The organism is Thalassobaculum litoreum DSM 18839 (assembly GCF_900102465.1).
Lineage (GTDB): Bacteria > Pseudomonadota > Alphaproteobacteria > Thalassobaculales > Thalassobaculaceae > Thalassobaculum > Thalassobaculum litoreum.
The window spans coordinates 297641-316313 of sequence record NZ_FNBW01000005.1 but is presented as its reverse complement, the minus strand read 5'-3'; the positions used below and the strand labels follow the sequence as shown (position 1 = coordinate 316313).

The 18673-nt window shown below is 68.6% G+C and carries 17 protein-coding genes; 13 read left to right on the top strand and 4 right to left on the bottom strand.

The genetic code is table 11. The features are described 5' to 3' along the window. The first annotated feature begins 68 nt into the window (after window positions 1–68). The 6 genes from rplI to BLS34_RS10220 all read left to right on the top strand — a co-directional run bounded on the left by rplI (window position 69) and on the right by BLS34_RS10220 (window position 6848). A complete protein-coding gene (gene rplI / locus BLS34_RS10245) occupies window positions 69–671 on the top strand; it encodes a 50S ribosomal protein L9 (protein ID WP_093150080.1) in 603 nt (200 codons plus the stop codon). Between the two features lie 342 nt (window positions 672–1013). Further along, window positions 1014–1880, top strand: a complete 867-nt coding sequence (locus BLS34_RS10240; RefSeq protein ID WP_093150078.1) for a PhnD/SsuA/transferrin family substrate-binding protein — start codon at window positions 1014–1016, stop codon at window positions 1878–1880. Between the two features lie 49 nt (window positions 1881–1929). Further along, a complete protein-coding gene (locus BLS34_RS10235) occupies window positions 1930–2757 on the top strand; it encodes a phosphonate ABC transporter ATP-binding protein (RefSeq protein ID WP_093150076.1) in 828 nt (275 codons plus the stop codon). Continuing rightward, entirely contained in the window at window positions 2750–3595 is an 846-nt protein-coding gene (gene phnE, locus BLS34_RS10230) for a phosphonate ABC transporter, permease protein PhnE (protein WP_215906079.1), read from the top strand. The genes BLS34_RS10235 and phnE overlap by 8 nt, the downstream gene beginning before the upstream one ends. A gap of 374 nt (window positions 3596–3969) precedes the next feature. Further along, window positions 3970–5499, top strand: coding sequence for a replicative DNA helicase (locus tag BLS34_RS10225; RefSeq protein ID WP_093150074.1), 1530 nt, complete (start codon window positions 3970–3972; stop codon window positions 5497–5499). Between the two features lie 530 nt (window positions 5500–6029). Beyond that, window positions 6030–6848, top strand: a complete 819-nt coding sequence (locus BLS34_RS10220) for a CE1 family esterase (protein ID WP_093150073.1) — start codon at window positions 6030–6032, stop codon at window positions 6846–6848. A 4-nt stretch (window positions 6849–6852) separates the two neighbouring features. On the opposite strand, the gene BLS34_RS10215 is transcribed toward BLS34_RS10220, so the two are convergent. After that, window positions 6853–7650: a 2-keto-4-pentenoate hydratase gene (locus BLS34_RS10215; protein WP_093150072.1), complete on the bottom strand. Its 798-nt coding sequence runs from the start codon at window positions 7648–7650 to the stop codon at window positions 6853–6855. 101 nt (window positions 7651–7751) lie between these two features. Between BLS34_RS10215 and alr the strand changes: the two genes are divergently transcribed. From alr to BLS34_RS10180, 7 genes are all read left to right on the top strand, one after another. Further along, entirely contained in the window at window positions 7752–8873 is a 1122-nt protein-coding gene (gene alr, locus BLS34_RS10210) for an alanine racemase (protein WP_093150070.1), read from the top strand. Window positions 8874–8919: 46 nt separating this feature from the next. Next, complete coding sequence (locus BLS34_RS10205; protein WP_028792628.1) at window positions 8920–9693, top strand: MlaE family ABC transporter permease; 774 nt, start codon at window positions 8920–8922, stop codon at window positions 9691–9693. Window positions 9694–9704: 11 nt separating this feature from the next. Continuing rightward, window positions 9705–10481 (top strand): ABC transporter ATP-binding protein, encoded by a 777-nt coding sequence (locus BLS34_RS10200; protein ID WP_093150068.1) that lies wholly within the window; start codon window positions 9705–9707, stop codon window positions 10479–10481. A 14-nt stretch (window positions 10482–10495) separates the two neighbouring features. Then, on the top strand, window positions 10496–11899 hold the full coding sequence (gene radA, locus BLS34_RS10195; RefSeq protein ID WP_028792630.1) for a DNA repair protein RadA: 1404 nt from the start codon (window positions 10496–10498) through the stop codon (window positions 11897–11899). A 12-nt stretch (window positions 11900–11911) separates the two neighbouring features. Beyond that, on the top strand, window positions 11912–12601 hold the full coding sequence (locus BLS34_RS10190) for a CvpA family protein (RefSeq protein WP_028792631.1): 690 nt from the start codon (window positions 11912–11914) through the stop codon (window positions 12599–12601). Between the two features lie 93 nt (window positions 12602–12694). Further along, entirely contained in the window at window positions 12695–14155 is a 1461-nt protein-coding gene (purF, locus tag BLS34_RS10185) for an amidophosphoribosyltransferase (protein WP_028792632.1), read from the top strand. A gap of 7 nt (window positions 14156–14162) precedes the next feature. Continuing rightward, window positions 14163–14873, top strand: coding sequence for an SDR family NAD(P)-dependent oxidoreductase (locus BLS34_RS10180; protein WP_028792633.1), 711 nt, complete (start codon window positions 14163–14165; stop codon window positions 14871–14873). Window positions 14874–14922: 49 nt separating this feature from the next. Here BLS34_RS10180 and BLS34_RS26660 read toward each other — a convergent pair whose 3' ends face one another. The 3 genes from BLS34_RS26660 to BLS34_RS10165 form a co-directional block, all read right to left on the bottom strand. Further along, a complete protein-coding gene (locus tag BLS34_RS26660) occupies window positions 14923–17307 on the bottom strand; it encodes a sensor histidine kinase (protein WP_093150067.1) in 2385 nt (794 codons plus the stop codon). A 163-nt stretch (window positions 17308–17470) separates the two neighbouring features. Continuing rightward, complete coding sequence (locus tag BLS34_RS10170; protein ID WP_093150065.1) at window positions 17471–17995, bottom strand: PAS domain-containing protein; 525 nt, start codon at window positions 17993–17995, stop codon at window positions 17471–17473. A gap of 149 nt (window positions 17996–18144) precedes the next feature. Continuing rightward, window positions 18145–18672: a cysteine dioxygenase gene (locus BLS34_RS10165; RefSeq protein WP_093150063.1), complete on the bottom strand. Its 528-nt coding sequence runs from the start codon at window positions 18670–18672 to the stop codon at window positions 18145–18147. Between the last annotated feature and the right edge of the window lies 1 nt (window position 18673).

Genomic DNA, 18673 nt, shown 5'->3' with positions numbered 1-18673 from the left:
CCGCCCTGATGAGGAAATCCGGATACCTATCCGGGGGGCGTAGGCCCGCAAGAGAAGGAGTGAGGACGATGGAAGTCATCCTGCTGGAACGGATCGAGAGCCTCGGCCAGATGGGCGAAGTGGTTTCGGTCAAGCCGGGCTACGCCCGGAACTTTCTACTGCCGCAGAAGAAGGCGCTGCGCGCCAACGAAGGAAACCGCAAGGTCTTCGAGGAGCGCCGGGCCCAGCTTGAGGCCGAGAACCTCGAGCGCAAGTCCGAGGCCCAGAAGGTCTCCAAGACCCTGGACGGCATGACCGTCGTGCTGGTGCGTGCCGCCGGCGAGAACGGCCAGCTGTACGGCTCGGTCTCCGCCCGCGACATCGCGGACGCGGTGACCGAAGCCGGCGTCACCGTCGGCCGCAGCCAGGTCAAGCTGGACAAGGCGCTGAAGGCGCTCGGTCTGGAGCCGGTGCGCGTCCAGCTGCACCCGGAGGTCTCGGTGAACGTGACCGTGAACATCGCCCGGTCCCAGGACGAGGCGGAGACCCAGGCCCGCCTGGGCCGCGCGCTCGACCGGGGCATCCTGGACGAGGAAGAGCGGATGGAAGACGAGGCTCCCGAGGTCGAGGAGCTTCTGGAGCCGGAAGCGGCCGCCGCCGCCGAGGACGAGGAGGAGAAGGCCGAGGCCTGATCCTTACTCAGCGACAAGATTTGCGACGGGCCGTCCTTCGGGGCGGCCCTTTGCATTTGAGGTGCTCTCTCCGCCTACCTCCCCGCTCCAATCCTGTCATCCCGGCCCGCATATGGATGAGGTCCGGGCGCGTTCGGGGTGACGATCGTTTGAGATTTTGTCCCTTTCGTCCCCTCGACAACTGACGCTGGACATCCACCGGGACACATCCACGGTCACCAAACCATCACGCAACCGACGCGGTTCCGACACCGCCCTGTCACACCGGCGACAGGCGGGGGGTGATATCCGCTGGGCCTTCCGAATGATCCGGGCATCTGCCCGCCCTTGGAGGAGGCCTTCATGAACCTTCGCGCCCTGCTTGCCGCCGCCGCCCTGGCGGTAGCCACCCCGTCCCTGGCCAGCGCCGCCGACGCGATCAAGATCGCGGTCACCGACATTGAGGGCCTGGAGGCCCTGCAGAGCGAGTTCGGCCCGTTCGAGGCGGCGCTCGAGAAGAGCACCGGTCTCGACATCGAGCTGTTCCCGGTCGGCAACCGCACCGCCGCCGTCGAGGCCATCAACGCCGGTCAGGTCGACCTGGTGCTGACCGGCCCGGCCGAATACGTGGTGATCAAGGAACTGACCGACGCCAGGATCGTCGTCGGCTGGCAGCGTCCGGACTACTTCGCCCAGGTCGTCACCCTGGCCGACGGTCCGATCCGCCGGGTGCAGGACCTCAAGGGCCGCGCCGTCGCCTTCGGCTCGGTCGGCTCCACCTCCCAGCATCTCGGCCCGGCGCAGGCGCTGACCGATCTCGGCCTCGTCTACGGCCAGGACTACGAGCCGAAGATCATCTCCCGCAACGTCGCCATCGAGGCACTGATCCGCGGCGACATCGCCGCCATCGGCATGAACTACAGCCACCTGCAGCGCGCCCGCGAGGCCTATCCGGACGTCGCCTTTACCGTGGTGGCGCGCGGCCGCGACCTGCCGAACGACATCCTGGTCGCCCGCGCCGATGCCGACCCGGCGGCCATGGACAAGATCCGCAAGGCCTTCGTGGAGAACGGCAAGTCCCTGCTCGCCGCCGTGCTGAAGGGCGAGGACAATCAGAAGTACAAGGGCGGCTTCTTCCTCGCGACGGTCGAGGACGGCGACTACGACTACGTCCGCTCGATGTACACGACGATCGGCGTCGACGGTTTCAAGAACTTCGTCGGCAACTGAGGCAGGCAGGGCGCCGGTCCCCACGGCCGGCGCCCGCCCCGATCCCATCATGACAGCCCTGCTCAAACCCTCGCCGCTGAACGCGGACCCGGCCGGCCCGACGCCGGCCGCGCCCGCTCCGGCCGCCGCCGCGCCGCTGATCTCGGCGGAGTCGGTGACCAAGCGCTTCGCCGACGGTCCCGCGGTGCTCGACGGCGTGACCCTCGCCATCCGCCGGGGCGAGCGCGTCGCCCTGCTCGGCGCCAACGGGGCCGGCAAGTCGACCCTGCTGCGCGCCCTGGTCGGGCTGATCCCGATCACCGGCGGCGCGGTGGAGATCCTCGGCCAGCGCTTCACCCGTCAGCCCACGGCCCGCCAGCGCGCGACCCTGCGCCGCCGGCTCGGCTTCGTCTTCCAGTTCCACGGCCTGGTCGGCCGCACCAGCGCCCTGTCCAACGTGGTGAACGGCGCGATGGGCCAGGGTCATGGCTGGCGCAGCTGGCACCAGTCGCTGGCCCCCGCCGCCCTGCGCGACGCCGCCCTGGAGGCGCTCGAGGCGGTCGGTCTGGCCGACCGGGCGACGGCGCGGGCCGACACCCTGTCCGGCGGCCAGTCCCAGCGGGTCGCCATCGCCCGCGCCATCGTGCACGGCCCGGATCTGCTGTTCGCCGACGAGCCGGCCGCCAGCCTCGACCCCGCCGCCGGCCTCGACATCATGCGACTGTTCACCCGCCTGGCCGCCGATCAGGCGCGCACCCTGGTCTACACCACCCACGACATGCGTCACGCCCTGGAGCACGCGGACCGGATCGTCGCGCTCAAGGCCGGGCGGGTCGTGTTCGATGCCGCCGCCACCGACCTGAGCGAGCGCGACCTGGAGCCGATCTACCGTGGCTGACACAACCTCGTCCCGTCCGCCGACCTCCGGCCCGGCAGCCTCCCGCCCCGGCGCCCGCGACATCGCCCGCTGGCCCCGCCTCACGCCGCTACGCTTCACCCTGCTGGTGGCCGCCGGCGCGGTGCTGCTGGCGTCGATCGGCGACGTCGCGCCGTCGGCCGACCGGCTGATCGGGGCGGTGCCGCGCATGGGCTCGCTGCTGGAACGGATGCTGCCGCCGGAGACCGACCCTGCCTTTCTCGGCCGCATGGGCCTGCGGCTGGTGGAGACGCTTCAGATCGCCCTGGTGGGCACCCTGTTCGGCATCCTGCTGAGCTTCCCGCTGGCCTGGTTGTCGGCTGCCGGACTCAGCCCGCTGGGGCGGCTGCGCTGGCTGGCCCGGGGCACGGTCTCCCTGTTCCGCACGGTGCCCGACCTGGTCTGGGCGCTGTTCTTCGTCTCCGCCGTCGGCCTCGGGGCCATTGCCGGCACGCTGACCATCATCGTCGACACCGCCGGGTTCTGCGGCCGGTTCTTCGCCGAGGCGATGGAGGACAGCGACAAGCGCCCACGCGAGGCGCTGGAGGCAGTCGGCGCCCGCAAGCTCGATATCCTCGCCTCCGCCGTGGTGCCGCAATGCATGCCGTCCTTCGTCAACACCTCGCTGTTCGCGCTGGAACTGTCGGTGCGATCCTCGGTGGTGCTGGGCATCGTCGGCGCCGGCGGCATCGGCCAGGAGCTGAAAAGCGCCTTCGAGCTGTTCCAGTACCCCAAGGCCTCGGCGATCATCCTGGCGATCTTCGTGATCGTGCTGGTGATGGAGCAGCTGACTGACTGGCTGCGCCGCCGGCTGGGGTGAGCCGCTTCAACTGCCAGAGCGCATTCCCCGGCCTTGTGCCGGGGCGAGCGCTCGGGACCGACGGGCTTCAACAGGATCGGATCCGCCCCGTCACGCGGCACCCTCGCCCCGGTACAGCACCGGGGGAGTGAAAGTTTTATTCGGAGGTAGGGTCCGCCCCCGTTGTTCCGGCTCCGTATCATTCACACGCACCGAGTCGCGCAAGCCCATGGCCCGGCCTCCCCAGCGCGAACTATCCACAGCTAAGCCTCGGTTTCGTCCCCACAATCCTTTTCAATAGTACGTGCAAGACGCTCGCTAATCGGGCCTCCGGCGGGCTATGCGTTAGAGTCTGTCCCGAGGGAACACGAACAGCAAAGCCGAGTCGCCTCGCCATGTCCGATCCCGAGTCCAGCATCGCCCCCTTCCCCGGTCCCACCGCCTTCGCCCCCGACGCGGCCGGTCCCGCCGCCGCCTCGTACCGCGAGCCGCCGCACAACCTGGAAGCCGAGCAGGCGCTGCTGGGCGCCATCCTGGTCAACAACCGCTCCTATGAAAGGGTCAGCGAGTTTCTGCGCGCGGAGCATTTCGCCGATCCGGTCCACGGCCGCATCTTCGCCTCCTGCGCCAAGCTGATCGACCGCGGCCAGATCGCCACCCCGGTCACGCTCAAGGGCCTGTTCGACCAGGACGAGGCCCTGAACGAAGTCGGCGGCGCCCAGTATCTGGTGAAGCTGGCCGCGTCGGTGGTCACCGTCATCAACGCCGCCGATTACGGCCGCGAGATCCGCGACTGCTACCTGCGGCGCGAGCTGATCGAGATCGGCGAGGGCGTGGTCAACGACGCCTATGACCGCGACCTCGACACCGCCGCCCAGGAACTGATCGAGAAGGCCGAGAACCATCTATTCACCCTGGCCGAGACCGGCGAGGGCGAGAACGGGCTGAAGGAACTGAAGCTGGCGCTGATGGAATCGGTCGCCCAGGCCGAAGCCGCCTACAAGCGCGACGGCGGCCTTGCCGGCCATTCCACCGGCCTGATCGACATCGACAACCTGCTCGGCGGCCTGCACCCGTCGGACCTGCTGATCCTCGCCGCCCGCCCGGCCATGGGCAAGTCGACGCTGGCCTCCAACATCGCCTTCCACATCGCCACCGCCTCAATGGACGATCCGGAGACGCCGCCGCAGCCGGTCGCCTTCTTCTCGCTGGAAATGTCGGCCGAGCAGCTCGCCACCCGTATCCTGTCGGAGCGCACCGGCATCGCCTCGGAGAAGCTGCGCCGCGGCCAGCTCGACAACGAGGATTTCGGCAAGCTGGTGGAGGCGAGCCAGGATCTTGAACGGGCGCCGATGTTCATCGACGACACCCCGGCGATCCCGATCTCCACCCTGCGCACCCGCGCCCGGCGCCTGAAGCGCCAGCACGGCCTGGCCCTGATCGTGGTCGACTACCTGCAGCTCATGCGCCCGGCCCCGGGTACACGCATCGACAACCGCGTGCAGGAGATCTCCGCCATCTCCCAGGGCCTCAAGGCGATCGCCAAGGAACTGGACGTGCCGGTCCTGGCCCTGTCCCAGCTCTCGCGCGCGGTCGAACAGCGCGAGGACAAGCGCCCGGTGCTCGCCGACCTGCGTGAATCCGGGTCGATCGAGCAGGACGCCGACATCGTCATGTTCATCTACCGCGAGGACTACTACCTGCAGAAGGCCGAGCCGATCCAGCGGATCGAGGAGGATGCGCAGAAGTTCCACGACCGCTACGATGCCTGGAAGGAGCGCTGCGAGAAGGCCCACGGCAAGGCCGAGGTGATCATCTCCAAGCAACGCCACGGCCCGACCGGCGTGGTGACGCTGCATTTCGACGGCTCGACCACGAAGTTCACCAACTACGTCGCCGACGACCACGTGCCGGACCACTACTGAGCCTCTGCAAGCACGAGCCGCCTCTCTGCGACGTTCGCCTCTCAGATCGTCATCCCGGCCCGACCCCGGATCAGGTCCGGGCTCGACCCGGGATGACGGTGGTTTAGCCCAAACGGCCTCGCCCAGAGCAGGTTTGGCCCGTTTGGTCGGGCCATGTCGAAAGGCCGCGTCAGGCGGGCGCAAAGAAGAAAGGCCGCCCGGATGGGGCGGCCTTTCCGTGAGTCGATGAAGGCTCGAACTCGATTTATGTGCTTCAGTTGGCCGCCGAAGGTTGCTCCGACATCCTGCCGAGACACACGAACTCGCCCCTCATCGCAAGATCACTAGACACCGGATCACCTCCTTTCAGTTGGTTGAACACCACGGAAATGGTGCGGCGCACGGCGCGGTTCCACAACCCATCGACGGAAACCAAGGAATACCGGGGATATCGCCCCCTCCGGCCCGCCGGCCTGTGGCCTCAGATCGACGCGAATCCGGTCACCGGCTTGTCATTGGACGCTCGGTGAGGCAGCCGCCAGGGTACCGGCATGATCCGCCAGCTCCTGTCTCTCCCCCTCGCCGCCTTCCTGCTGACCGCCCCGGCCCGGGCGGAACCGGCCGCGTCCTATGCGGTCGAGACGGGCACCTACCAGGCCCATGTTCCGGCCGGCTGGGACGGTGCCGCCCAACTGCCCCTGCTGATGTTCTTCCACGGCTACGGCCAGAGCGGCGAAGTCGTCATGGGCAACACCGGGCTGATGCGGCTGGCAGACGCGGAAGGCGTGCTGGTGATCGCCCCAGACGGCCAGGAGAAGCGCTGGTCCCACCAGGGCGCGCCGCTGCGCGAGCGGCTGCGCGACGACGACGCCTTCGTGCGCGCGGTACTGGCCGACGCCAAGCGGCGCTGGCCGGTGGACTCGCGCCGGATCTGGGCGTCGGGCTTCTCCATCGGCGGATCGATGACTTGGCACCAGGCCTGTTTCCAGGGCGGGCTGTTCACCGCCTTCCTGCCGGTGGCCGGCGCGTTCTGGAGGCCGCATCCGGAGAGCTGCCCGTCCGGCCCGGTGAACCTGATGCATGTGCACGGGACCGGCGATACGGTGGTGCCGATGCAGGGCCGGCCGATCCGCGAGGTGTACCACCAGGGCGACGTGCTGACGGGCATGGCGTTCTGGCGCGCACAGAACGGCTGTCCGGCGGACCCGGCGCAGGTCACCGAGACCGGCGACCTGCGCTGCGAGATCTGGCGCGGCTGCACGTCAGGCAGGGAGCTTCAGCTCTGCCTCCACCCGGGCGGACACATCATTCCGATGGACCACATGGCACGGGCGATCGCCTGGGCGGAGGCGCGTGCCGCCGAGCGATAACCGCTCAGTCGGCGACCTCCACCTCGACGCTGCCCAGCCCCTCGACGGTATAGACCGCCCGGTCGCCCGCCTTCGGATAGCGGGTCTTCACCGTCGATCCGGTCATAACCCAGTGGCCCGCCCGCAGGGGGCGGCCCTGCTCGGCAAGCAGGTTGGCGACCCAGGCGAGCGCGGTCAGCGGATTGCCCATGGCGGCCCCGGTCACCGCCTCCTCCACCTCGTCGTTGTACTCCAGACGCACCGGCGTGGTGACGAGGTCGAGCGACCGCCAGTCGCCGGTCGTCTCGCCCAGGACGATACCCCCTGACCAGGCGTTGTCGGCGGCCATGGAGACTCCGTCGAGCCGGCTGTAGTCGGCATCGCGGTCCTCGATCAGCTCGAAGGCCGGCACCGCCAGTTCCACCGCATCGCGAACGGTCTCTGCTGTATATTTTCCTGAATTATCAGAAAGATCCGATCCCATTTTGAGGCAAAGCTCGAACTCCAGGCCGACCCGCACGAAATCCGACAGCTTCACCAGGGCGGGGGATTTGTGGACGGTGGAGGCGAAGATGGCGCCGACCAGGGACTGATTGACGCCGCACAGCTCCTGCACCGCCTTGGAGGTCAGCGCGATCTTGTAGCCGGCGATCGGCCCCTTGGCGCCCGCCTCCCAGCCGGCGATCAGCCGGCGCTGGACGTCGTAGGCGGCGTCGAGATCGGGCAGCGCCAGATCGCCGGCCAGCGGCTCGTACCGGGCGCGGCGGGCATGCTGATCGGCCAGCGCGTCGGCGACGCGGACGATGCGGGTGGTGTCAGTCATGATGGATCCTCCCTCTTTTCCGGGAGCATGGATCGAACCTCGATCGGGGAGAAGCCCTCTTGCGCCTTGTCCCCGTCCCGCCCGCCTGATATCGGACCTTGATGGTCACGACGACATTCGCCTTCGACGCTACCCTGTCCCGCCTCACCATCGATCTGGGGGCGGTGCGGCAGAATTACCGGCGGCTGCGCCGGAAGCTCGGCGACGTGCCCTGCGCCGGCGTGGTGAAGGCGGACGGCTACGGCCTCGGCGCCGACCATGTGGCATCCGTCCTGTACGAGGAGGGCTGCCGCACCTTCTTCGTCGCCACCTTCGACGAGGCGGTGGGCCTGCGCCAGATCCTGCCCGAGGGCGACATCGCCTGCCTGAACGGTCTGCTGCCGGGCACCGAGGCGGCCTATGTCGAACACCGGCTCACCCCCGTGCTGAACGATCTCGGCCAGGTCGCCCGCTGGCGCGCGCACGGCGTGAAGACCGGCGCGCCGCTGGCCGCCATGCTGCACGTGGATACCGGCATGAACCGGCTCGGCCTGGACGGCCGCCAGATGGACCAAGTTGCCGAGGATCCGGCGCTGCTCGACGGCATCGACTGGCAATACGTGCTGTCGCACCTGTGCGCCGCCGACGCGCCGGACAGCCCGATGAACGCCCAGCAGCTCGCCCGCTTCACCGAAATGCGCCGCCGCCTGCCGGGAGCCATCAAGGCGAGCCTTGCCAATTCGTCGGGAATCTTTCTGGGATCCGACTATCACCACGATCTGGCCCGGCCGGGCATCGCCCTGTATGGCGGCCGCCCCTCGGCCGGCGGCGACAACCCGATGCGTTGCCCAATCCGAATCGAGGGCCGGATCCTCCAGGTACGGACGGTCGAGCGCGGCTGGACCGTCGGGTACGGAGGCTCCTGGCGGGCCGGACGCGAGACCCGGATCGCCACGGTGGCGGCGGGTTACGCCGACGGCTACCTGCGCAGCCTCTCGTCGGTCGGACGCGTGGCGGTTGGTGGCCGGCTGTGCAACGTGGTAGGACGCGTCTCCATGGATATGATCACGGTCGACGTGACCGACATCGACCCGGCCGACACCGCTCCCGGAGGGATGGTGGAAGTGCTGGGTCCGACGGTGACGCCCGACGCGATGGCGGACTTGGCGGGCACCATCGGCTACGAGCTTCTGACCTCGCTCGGCAGCCGCTATGTGCGCCATTACGTCGACAGCGCCGAATGACGGCCGGGATCGCTTGCATCAACGATCGATCGGGGTACTCCGTGCGATGAATCCTCTCGCGGCGATCGGCCGAGGCTTCCTGACACTCCTGGCCACCACCGGCCGCATCGGGCTGTTCGCGTCCGCCGCGATCGGACACTGCGTGCGCCCGCCCTTCTATCCGCGGCTGATCCTGCGGCAGTTCATCGAGATCGGCTATTACTCCCTGCCGGTGGTCGGCATGACCACGCTGTTCTCGGGCATGGTGCTGGCGCTGCAGAGCTACACCGGCTTCGCGCGGTTCTCCGCCGAGGGCGCGGTCGCCACCGTGGTCGTGCTGTCGATGACCCGCGAGCTGGCGCCGGTGCTGGCCGGGCTGATGGTCGCCGGCCGGGTCGGGGCCGCCATGGCGGCCGAGATCGGCACCATGCGGGTGACCGAACAGATCGACGCCCTGACCACCCTGTCGACCAACCCGTTCAAGTATCTGATCGCCCCCCGGGTCATCGCCGCCACCATCAGCCTGCCGATCCTGGTGCTGATCGGCGACATCATCGGCGTGTTCGGCGGCTATGTGGTCGGCGTCTACAAGCTCGACTTCAACGCCGCCAACTACATCAGCTCCACCATCCAGTATCTGGAGCGGATGGATGTGATCTCGGGTCTGGTCAAGGCGGCGGTGTTCGGGTTCCTGATCGCGCTGATGGGCTGCTATCACGGCTACAACTCGCGCGGCGGCGCCCAGGGCGTGGGGGCGGCGACGACCAACGCCGTGGTCACGGCCTCGATCATGATCCTGGTGGCGAACTACGTCATCACCGAGATGTTCTTTGCGGATTGAGGGCGAAGCAGATGAGCGACACCCCTAAACTGCGCATCCGGGACCTGAAGAAGAGCTTCGGCGCCAAGGTCGTGCTGAACGGCATCGACCTGGATATCGGCGCCGGCGAGAGCGTCGTCGTGATCGGCGGCTCCGGCACCGGCAAGTCGGTGCTGCTGAAATGCATCATCGGCCTGATGGAGCCGGATTCCGGCACCATCGAGATCGACGGCGAGAACGTGGTCGGCCTGCCGCGCTCCGAGCGCGAGGCCTATATGCGCAAGTTCGGCATGCTGTTCCAGGGCGGCGCGCTGTTCGACAGCCTGCCGGTCTGGGAGAACGTCGCCTTCGGCCTGATGGCCTCCAAGCAGGTGGACCGGGCCGACGCCCGCAAGGTCGCCATCGACAAGCTGGCCCAGGTGGGGCTGAGCGAGGATGTCGCCGCCCTGTCGCCGTCGGAGCTGTCCGGCGGCATGCAGAAGCGCGTGTCGCTGGCCCGCGCCATCGCCACCGATCCGGAGATCATCTTCTTCGACGAGCCGACCACCGGTCTCGACCCGATCATGGCCGACGTGATCAACGACCTGATCGTGAAATGTACCCGCGAGTTGGGCGCGACCGGCCTGTCGATCACCCACGACATGGCCAGCGCGCGCAAGATCGCCGACCGCATGGCCATGCTGTACCAGGGCAAGATCATCTGGGCCGGCCCGGTGTCGGAGATCGACAGCTCGGGCAACGACTATGTCGACCAGTTCATCCACGGCCGGGCCGAAGGTCCGATCCAGATGGCCGTCCGGCGCGGCTGAGGACGGAGACACGGATGGCGAAATCGACCAGCCGCTACGTCTGCCAGGAATGCGGATCGGTGACGGCCAAGTGGGCCGGCAAATGCGACGCCTGCGGCGCCTGGAACACCCTGGTCGAAGAGGTCGTCGAGGCGGCGCCGAAAGGGCTTAAGCCCGGCGGCGGCCGGCGCATCAACTTCGTCGAACTCGCGGGCCAGAGCAAGGAGACGCCCCGGCGGATCACCGGCATCGGCGAGTTCGACCGCGTGCTTGGCGGCGGGCTGGTCCCCGGCTCGGCGACCCTCATCGGGGGCGATCCGGGGATCGGCAAGTCGACCGTGCTGCTGCAGGTGGTCGCCGGCCTGTCCGGCACCTGCCGCTGCGCCTATGTCTCCGGCGAGGAGGCGGTGGACCAGGTCCGCATGCGCGCCCAGCGTCTCGGCGTGGCCGGGGCCTCGGTCGGGCTGGCGGCGGCGACCAGCGTGCGCGACATCGTCTCCAGCCTGGAGGCCGCCGACAGCCCCGATGTGGTGGTGATCGACTCGATCCAGACCATGTATGTGGACGCGCTGGACAGCGCGCCGGGCACCGTCGCCCAGGTCCGCGCCTCGGCCCAGGAACTGATCCGGGTGGCCAAGAAGCGCGGCATCGCCCTGCTGCTGGTCGGCCACGTCACCAAGGAAGGCGCCATCGCCGGCCCCCGGGTGCTGGAGCACATGGTCGACACGGTGCTGTATTTCGAGGGCGAGCGTGGTCACCAGTTCCGCATCCTGCGCGGGGTGAAGAACCGCTTCGGTCCGACCGACGAGATCGGCGTGTTCGAGATGACCGAGGGCGGGCTGATGGAGGTCACCAACCCCTCGGCTCTGTTCCTGTCCGACCGCCAGGACGACATCTCCGGCGCCTGCGTCTTCGCCGGGGTGGAGGGCACCCGGCCGGTGCTGGTGGAGATCCAGGCGCTGATCGCCCCCTCCCCCTACGGCACCCCGCGTCGGGCGGTGGTCGGCTGGGACGGCAACCGGCTGGCCATGGTCACGGCCGTGCTGGAGGCGCGCTGCGGCGTCTCATTGGCGGGCAACGACGTGTTCCTCAACGTCGCCGGCGGGCTCCGCGTGTCGGAGCCGGCCGCCGATCTGGCGGTGGCTGCGGCCCTGCTCTCCTCGCTGACCGGCGTGCCGGTGCCCAAGGGCTCCGTGGTGTTCGGCGAGATCGGCCTGTCGGCGGAGGTGCGCGCCGTCACCCAGGCCGAGGCGCGGCTGAAGGAGGCCGCCAAGCTCGGTTTCGAGAAGGCCCTGCTGCCCGCCTCGCGCCGCAAGGGCGGCAAGGCCCTGTCGGGCGGCCTCGATTTGGTCGAAATCTCCCGGCTACATGATCTGGTGGACCTGCTCCACGATCCCGGCGACGATGCCCGCATCGGCCGCCGAGTCGTCGCCTCCTGATACGGGCCCTCAATGGATTCCCTGCCGATCAACATCACCGACATCGCCGTCATCACCGTGGTGGTCCTGTCGGGCCTTCTGGCGCTCATGCGCGGTTTTGTCGCGGAGGTGTTCTCCATCGTCGCCTGGGTCGGCGCGCTGGCGGTCGGCATCTACGGCTACAAGCCGGCGACCCCCATCGTTGAGGACCTGACCGGCATCGACGGACCGCTGGGCGAGCTGATTGCCGGCGGCGTGCTGTTCATCGTCGCCCTGATCATCTTCATGATCCTCGCCCGACTGGCGAGCGGAACCCTGCAGATGGTGGGGCTCGGCGCGGTCGACCGGTCGCTCGGCTTCCTGTTCGGGGTGTTGCGTGGCGTGGTCCTGGTCTGCGTCGCCTACCTGCTCGTGCTGTGGGCGGAACCGGACTCGCAGGATCACCCGACCTGGATCACCGAGGCGAAATCTCTACCTCTGATCGTGGCCGGATCGGACATGCTGGTCACCCTGGTGCCGGAACACCTGCGCAGCCAGGCCGACACAGAGGCGGCGCGACTCCGCAGGCAGGCTGAGGATGAAACCCGCGAAGCCTTGAAAGAGCGGCTGCTCAGCCCCACACCTCGCAGCGACACCCCGAATCCCGATGCGTCGGGGGGCAATCAGGGGTATACTGACAAGGAACGTCAGGAACTGAACCGGGCCATCCAAAGCACCCAATAGGTGGGTGCTGTTTCGTTTTGGAGGGCCGTCGCCGATCGGATGGGGTATGACCCCGTCCGACATCTCCCCCTCGAGCGAGGACCGGACCCGCGCATGACGCTCACGACCTCTCCCTATGACGACGACCATCTTCATGAAGAGTGTGCGATCTACGGCATCTTCGGCACGTCCGACGCCGCCGCGCACACCGCCCTGGGCCTCCACGCCCTGCAGCATCGCGGCCAGGAAGCGGCCGGGATCGTCGCCACCGACGGGACGACGTTCAACGTCCACCGCGGCCTCGGCCATGTCGGCGAGAATTTCGGCGAGGACAATCAGGAGGTCATGGACCAGCTCGTCGGTCACTCGGCGATCGGCCATACCCGCTACTCCACCACCGGCGAGACGGCGCTGCGCAACGTGCAGCCGCTGTTCGCGGATCTGGAGTTCGGCGGCTTCGCGCTGTGCCACAACGGCAACCTGACCAACGCCCTGCAGGTGCGCGAGGGTCTGGTGCGCCAGGGCTCGATCTTCCAGTCGACCATGGATACCGAGGTCATCATCCACCTGATCGCCCGCTCGCGTCGCGCGTCGGTGGTCGACCGGCTGGTCGAGGCGATGAACCAGGTCGAGGGCGGCTATTCCCTGATCTGCATGAGCAAGGACACCCTGATCGGCCTGCGCGACCCGTTCGGCGTACGCCCGCTGGTGCTCGGCAAGATCGGCGACGCCTATATTCTGTGCTCGGAGACCTGCGGCCTGGACATCATCGGCGCCGATTTCGTCCGCGACATCAATCCGGGCGAGTTGGTGGTGATCGACGCCAAGGGCGTGCGCTCGTTCTTCCCGTTCCGTCCGCGGCCGAGCCGGTTCTGCATCTTCGAGTACATCTACTTCGCCCGCCCGGACAGTATGGTCGAGGGGCACAGCGTCTATGCCGCCCGCAAGGGGATCGGCGCCGAGCTGGCGAACGAGAGCGGGGTCGATGCCGACGTGGTCGTCCCGGTGCCGGATTCCGGCGTGCCGGCGGCGATCGGCTATGCCGAGGCCTCGGGCCTGCCGTTCGAGCTGGGCATCATCCGCAACCACTATGTCGGCCGGACCTTCATCCAGCCGACCGACAAGGTCCGCCACCTGGGCGTCAAGCTGAAGCACAACGCCAACCGCGGGCAGCTCGAAGGCAAGCGGGTGATCCTGGTCGACGATTCCATCGTCCGAGGCACCACCTCGACGAAGATCGTGGAGATGGTGCGCCAGGCCGGGGCGACCGAGGTGCACATGCGCATCGCCAGCCCGCCGACCACCCATTCCTGCTTCTACGGCGTCGACACGCCGGAGCGCTCCAAGCTGCTCGCCGCGCAGATGAGCGTGGAGGAGATGGCGGAGAAGATCGGCGTCGACAGCCTCGCCTTCATCTCCATCGACGGGCTGTACCGGGCGATGGGCGAAGCCGCGCGGAACAACGACGTGCCGCAGTTCTGCGACGCCTGTTTCACCGGCGACTATCCGATCTCGCTGACCGATTACACCGGCGGCCGGACGCGTCAGCTCTCCCTGCTCGCCGAAGCCTCCTGAGGGTTCTATGACTGGCATTCTCGAAGGGCGTGTCGCGCTCATCACCGGCGCGTCGCGCGGCATCGGTGCCGCCGTCGCCGAGGCCTTCGCCCGCGAGGGCGCCCACCTGATCCTGGTGGCGCGCACGGTCGGCGGCCTGGAGGAGACGGACGACCGGGTCAAGGCGGCCGGCGGCGAGGCCACCCTGGTCCCGATGGACCTCACCGATTTCGAAGCGATCAACCGCCTGGGCGCGTCGATCTACGAGCGCTGGGGCAAGCTGGACGTGCTGGTCGCCAACCACGGCATCCTCGGGGTGCTCAGCCCGATCTCGCACTACGACCCCAAGCTCTGGGACGAGGTGATGACGGTCAACCTGAGCTCCTGCCAGCGGCTGGTGCGCAGCCTCGATCCGCTGCTGCGCCAGTCGGACGCCGGACGGGCGATCTTCGTGACCTCCGGTGCCGCCGTCGGCGAGCGACCGAACTGGGGCGCCTATGCGGTGTCCAAGGCCGCGCTGGAGGCCATGGTGCGCGCCTATGCCGGCGAGACCCGGCGCACCAACCTGCGGATCAACCTGCTGAACCCGGGCGGCACGCGCACAAAGATGCGGGCGACGGCCTTCCCGGGTGAGGATCCGATGACCCTGAAGACGCCGGAGGATATCGCCCCCGCGTTCCTCGACCTGGCCTCTCCGGCCTGCGTCGCCCATGGCGAACGGATCGACGCGCAAGGCTGAACGCCCCGAAGAACCGCCCGAAAGAACCACCCCGGAGAAGCACGTCGGCTCAGCTGCCGTTCGAGCGGTTCTGGCTCGGACCTGAGAACACCGGCAGGGTCGCCACGACCCGCGTTCCCTCTCCGGGGGCGCTGTCCACCTCGATCTGACCGCCGAAGCCGGCGATGATGCGTCGGGCGATCGCCAGACCCAGACCCGGCCCCTCGGTACTGGCCCGCAGATGGGTGTCGGCCTTCCAGAACGGATCGAACACCCGCGGCAGATCGACCGGGTTGATGCCGCTGCCACGGTCGACGATGCCGACCGTGATGCGCCGCGGATCCTTGCCCGGGCTGGGGGCCGCGGCGACCGAGACGGCCGAGCCGGGCCTGGAAAACTTGATGGCATTGGACAGAAGCTGCTCCAGGGCGCGGGTCAGCATCGCCGGATCCGCCGCCACCGGCTCCAGCCGGCCATGCAGGGTAAGTTCCACCGTCACCCCGGCCACCGCCGCCTCGCGGCTCACCGCGTCGATGGCATCCTCCAGCACGCCCGCGATATCCGTCGGCCGCGGCGCCGTGCCGACGGCCCCGCTTTCGTAGCGGGCGTATTCCAGGATGCGATCGACCATCTCCAGCAGCGTCGCCGCGCTGGCGCTGATATGGCCGATATACTGGCGAGCCTTCTCCGAGCCCATATCTGGCGCTCCCTGCAGCATCTCGGAGAACCCGGCGATGGCATTCAGCGGCGTGCGGAACTCGTGGCTCATCTGCGCCAGGAAGAGGGTCTTGGCCTGGTCGCTGCGCTCCGCCGCCTCGCGCGCCGCCACAATTCCCGCCTCCAGGACGTTGGCCGTGGAGACGTCCTCGAGCACCAGCAGGATCCGGGTCTCGTCGCCGTCGCCGAGCGGCGACAGCAGGACCCCGTATTCCGCCTCCGCGCCGTCGGCGTCCGGCAGTACCGCCTCGCCGCGGATCGTGCGCCCTCCGGCCACCAGCTCGGCCTTGGCCGCGAACTCGGCTTCCGACATGCCCAGGACCGCGGTGTCGAGGCGGACATCGTCGCCGTCGCCGACCGACAGGGCGGTACGCGCCGCCCCGTTGGCGAAGCTCAGCCGCCGGTCGGCCTCCAGGATCGCGATCCCCACCGGCGCCCGCTCCATCGCCTCCACCAGCTCGCGCAGCCGGTCGATCAGCGTCAGCCGGGCAGCCTGGCGTTCGCTAATCATCTGGCCGGCGGCGATCACCGCCTGGTCGATCTGCCGCATCTCCTTCGCCCCGGAGACCGGCGCACCGTCCCCATTGCCGCCGGCGCCGATGACCGCCAGCCGCGAGGAGATCGCCGCCATCGGCCGCTCGATCGCCCGGTGCCAGAACAGCAGCAGCAGGACGCCCGCCAGCAGACAGGCGGCGACGCTGATCGCCATGATCTCGTTACGCAGGCGGTAGACCCAGCCGAAGACGGCGTCCTCGGGCACGGCGACGATGATGCTCCAGGGCATGCCGGCCTCCGCGAAACCGACGAGTTGGACGATGTAGGACCGACCGCCGACCACCACGTCGCGCAGCACCCGGCCGTCTCCGGCCGCCGCCAGCGCCTCTCGGTCGGCCTCGAGCAGGGCCAGGAGAAGGGCCGGGCGCCGGCTGTCGTCGGGCTCGGCGAACAGCGCCCGCCCCGCCTCCCCGACCTCCGCCGGCAGAGCGACCACCTCGCCGTCCCACCCGGCGATGAACGCCTCGCCGCCGCCGGGCAGGGCCAGGGAGGACAGGAACTTGGAAAAGGAACCGGTCTCGATGTCGACCGAGACCGCGCCCCAGCTGTCGGCCGAGGTGCCCATCAGGGCGTTGGCAGTGGAGACGCCGGGTGCGCCGGAGGTGAAGAAGGTATAGGGCTCGGTCCAGCGCTGGATGTCGTCCTGGGCTTGTTCCTCGGCCTGCTCCTGGGCTACCCGGTACCAGGGCCGGGTGCGCGGGTCGAACGGGTCGTCGTCGTCGCGCCAGCGCCGCACCAGATCGAACTGCCGGTCGCGCAGGCGAAACTCGACCGTGCGGTCCTCTTCCCCGACACGGATATGCTTTGTCAGGAAGGTCGGCGGCCCCGGCGCCCGGACCCGTTTGACCATCATGAACTCGCCGGTCGAGCGGCCCATGTAGAGCGCGTCCACCACCGGATGACTGGTCAACTGGTCGAACATGAATCGTTCGAAAGTGTCGAGGGACACGTCCACCGGACCGTGGCGCTGCAGGACGAAGCGGGCCAGGTCGACCGCGTCGGTCGCCGGATCGACGAACCGCTCGAAGCGCAGCCGCACCGTATCGGCGACGGCCCGGGTGGTGTGTGCGGTGTTGGTCGCCACCGAACCGGTCACCACCGCCCAGGTGCTCACGGCGACGATCCCGGCGGTGAGCGTCTGCACGCCGGCAAAGACCAGAAGCACCAGCCATTTCAGTTTCATAGGGTCATCCGCCCCAATTCAGCGGCCGGCGCCGCCCGGAATCGCGCGCCCGAAACGATCCCCCTTCTACCCGATGCCGTGGGCACCAGCCCAATCGTCTGGCGAATACTCAAACATCGGGGGTGCTCTGTATAGAGCCTACACGGACATAGGCTCGCCGGCCCTATAGCCCAGCGTGGCGGTTCGCCGGCGTCGAGCGCACCGGCACGGCGCTGAATTTGCTCGGCTCCAGCGCCTTCAGGATCCGTGTCACCCGGCCGCCCTCCGGACGGATCGGCAGCAGCAGCCGGACATAGCTCCACGGTTTTCCGTTGATCGAGACATAGGAGCGGTGGGTCAGCATCGGGGCCTCGTTCTCCGCGACCGTCAGCAGGTCGTCGAGCACGAGCCGCGCGTCCCGGGCGCCGAAGAAGTCGTGGACGCTGGTCCCCTTCAACTCGCGGCCATAGAGGTTGCAGGCCGCCGTTCCGGCCAGACGGATCACCGCGTCCTTCGTCCCGTCGAGATCGACCAGCATCAGATAGGGCAGCGCCCGGGGCGGGAGGTCCAGGGCATCGACGCCCGTCGGCGCCGCGCCGTCACCGAGCCGCCGCCAGGTCTCGAAAACACCGGAGAGAACCGGGAAGCGCTCGATCGTGCCCATGTCCAGGGCGTCGTTGACCGACTCGAATGACTCCGGGCGTAACATGGAAAACAGTCCACAATCTGGTCCTGGACCGGCGGAACCGATCCGTACGTAAGGTCGGCACGGCACCGACGACGGAAACCCCAACCTTGTTGGCCGGGCGTCGGGTGTCAAGCCGTGGTCGCTGTCACAAACCCCGTGGGGAGGTTGGTCTATCGGTAGGCCCGCACCCTGCTTTCGTAGCTCTCCAGGGTGAACGGGAGCGCCTCGCCGGAAGCCGTATCCCACAGCGTGCGTTCGATCCCGACGATGTCGCCCAGATAGACATGGACGCCGATCGACGGGGTCGGGTCCGGGTTGGCGATGGCGTGCACGTCGCGCGGGGCGAGCACCAGAATGCCGCCGGGACCGGCCGTCTGCTCCCGGTCCAGGGTGATGCGCTGCCCCTCCCGGCGGTAGCGGCGGTGGATCTCCACCCCCTCCAGCATGGCGATCACCGCCGTCATCCCGTGATCGTGCGGCGGCCCCGCCGTGTTCGGCGCCTGACGCACCAGGAAGACCGACAGGTCGTCGGCCCGGTGCAGCACGTAATCCTCGCCCTCGAAGTCGGGGATCTCGGCGATGGTCGTGTCCGGATCCGCCGTCACCAGCGACAGCGCGGCCTGCACCCCGGCGACCGGATCGGTCGATCCCGCCGCACGACGGCAATCCTCCACCAGCCTGTTGAGAATCTCGCCCACC

Coding starts and splice junctions, on each gene's coding strand:
- rplI (WP_093150080.1), top strand. CDS start 69: ATGGAAGTCATCCTGCTGGAACGGATCGAGAGCCTCGGCCAGATGGGC.
- BLS34_RS10240 (WP_093150078.1), top strand. CDS start 1,014: ATGAACCTTCGCGCCCTGCTTGCCGCCGCCGCCCTGGCGGTAGCCACC.
- BLS34_RS10235 (WP_093150076.1), top strand. CDS start 1,930: ATGACAGCCCTGCTCAAACCCTCGCCGCTGAACGCGGACCCGGCCGGC.
- BLS34_RS10225 (WP_093150074.1), top strand. CDS start 3,970: ATGTCCGATCCCGAGTCCAGCATCGCCCCCTTCCCCGGTCCCACCGCC.
- BLS34_RS10220 (WP_093150073.1), top strand. CDS start 6,030: ATGATCCGCCAGCTCCTGTCTCTCCCCCTCGCCGCCTTCCTGCTGACC.
- BLS34_RS10215 (WP_093150072.1), bottom strand. CDS start 7,650: ATGACTGACACCACCCGCATCGTCCGCGTCGCCGACGCGCTGGCCGAT.
- alr (WP_093150070.1), top strand. CDS start 7,752: ATGGTCACGACGACATTCGCCTTCGACGCTACCCTGTCCCGCCTCACC.
- BLS34_RS10205 (WP_028792628.1), top strand. CDS start 8,920: ATGAATCCTCTCGCGGCGATCGGCCGAGGCTTCCTGACACTCCTGGCC.
- BLS34_RS10200 (WP_093150068.1), top strand. CDS start 9,705: ATGAGCGACACCCCTAAACTGCGCATCCGGGACCTGAAGAAGAGCTTC.
- radA (WP_028792630.1), top strand. CDS start 10,496: ATGGCGAAATCGACCAGCCGCTACGTCTGCCAGGAATGCGGATCGGTG.
- BLS34_RS10190 (WP_028792631.1), top strand. CDS start 11,912: ATGGATTCCCTGCCGATCAACATCACCGACATCGCCGTCATCACCGTG.
- purF (WP_028792632.1), top strand. CDS start 12,695: ATGACGCTCACGACCTCTCCCTATGACGACGACCATCTTCATGAAGAG.
- BLS34_RS10180 (WP_028792633.1), top strand. CDS start 14,163: ATGACTGGCATTCTCGAAGGGCGTGTCGCGCTCATCACCGGCGCGTCG.
- BLS34_RS26660 (WP_093150067.1), bottom strand. CDS start 17,307: ATGAAACTGAAATGGCTGGTGCTTCTGGTCTTTGCCGGCGTGCAGACG.
- BLS34_RS10170 (WP_093150065.1), bottom strand. CDS start 17,995: ATGTTACGCCCGGAGTCATTCGAGTCGGTCAACGACGCCCTGGACATG.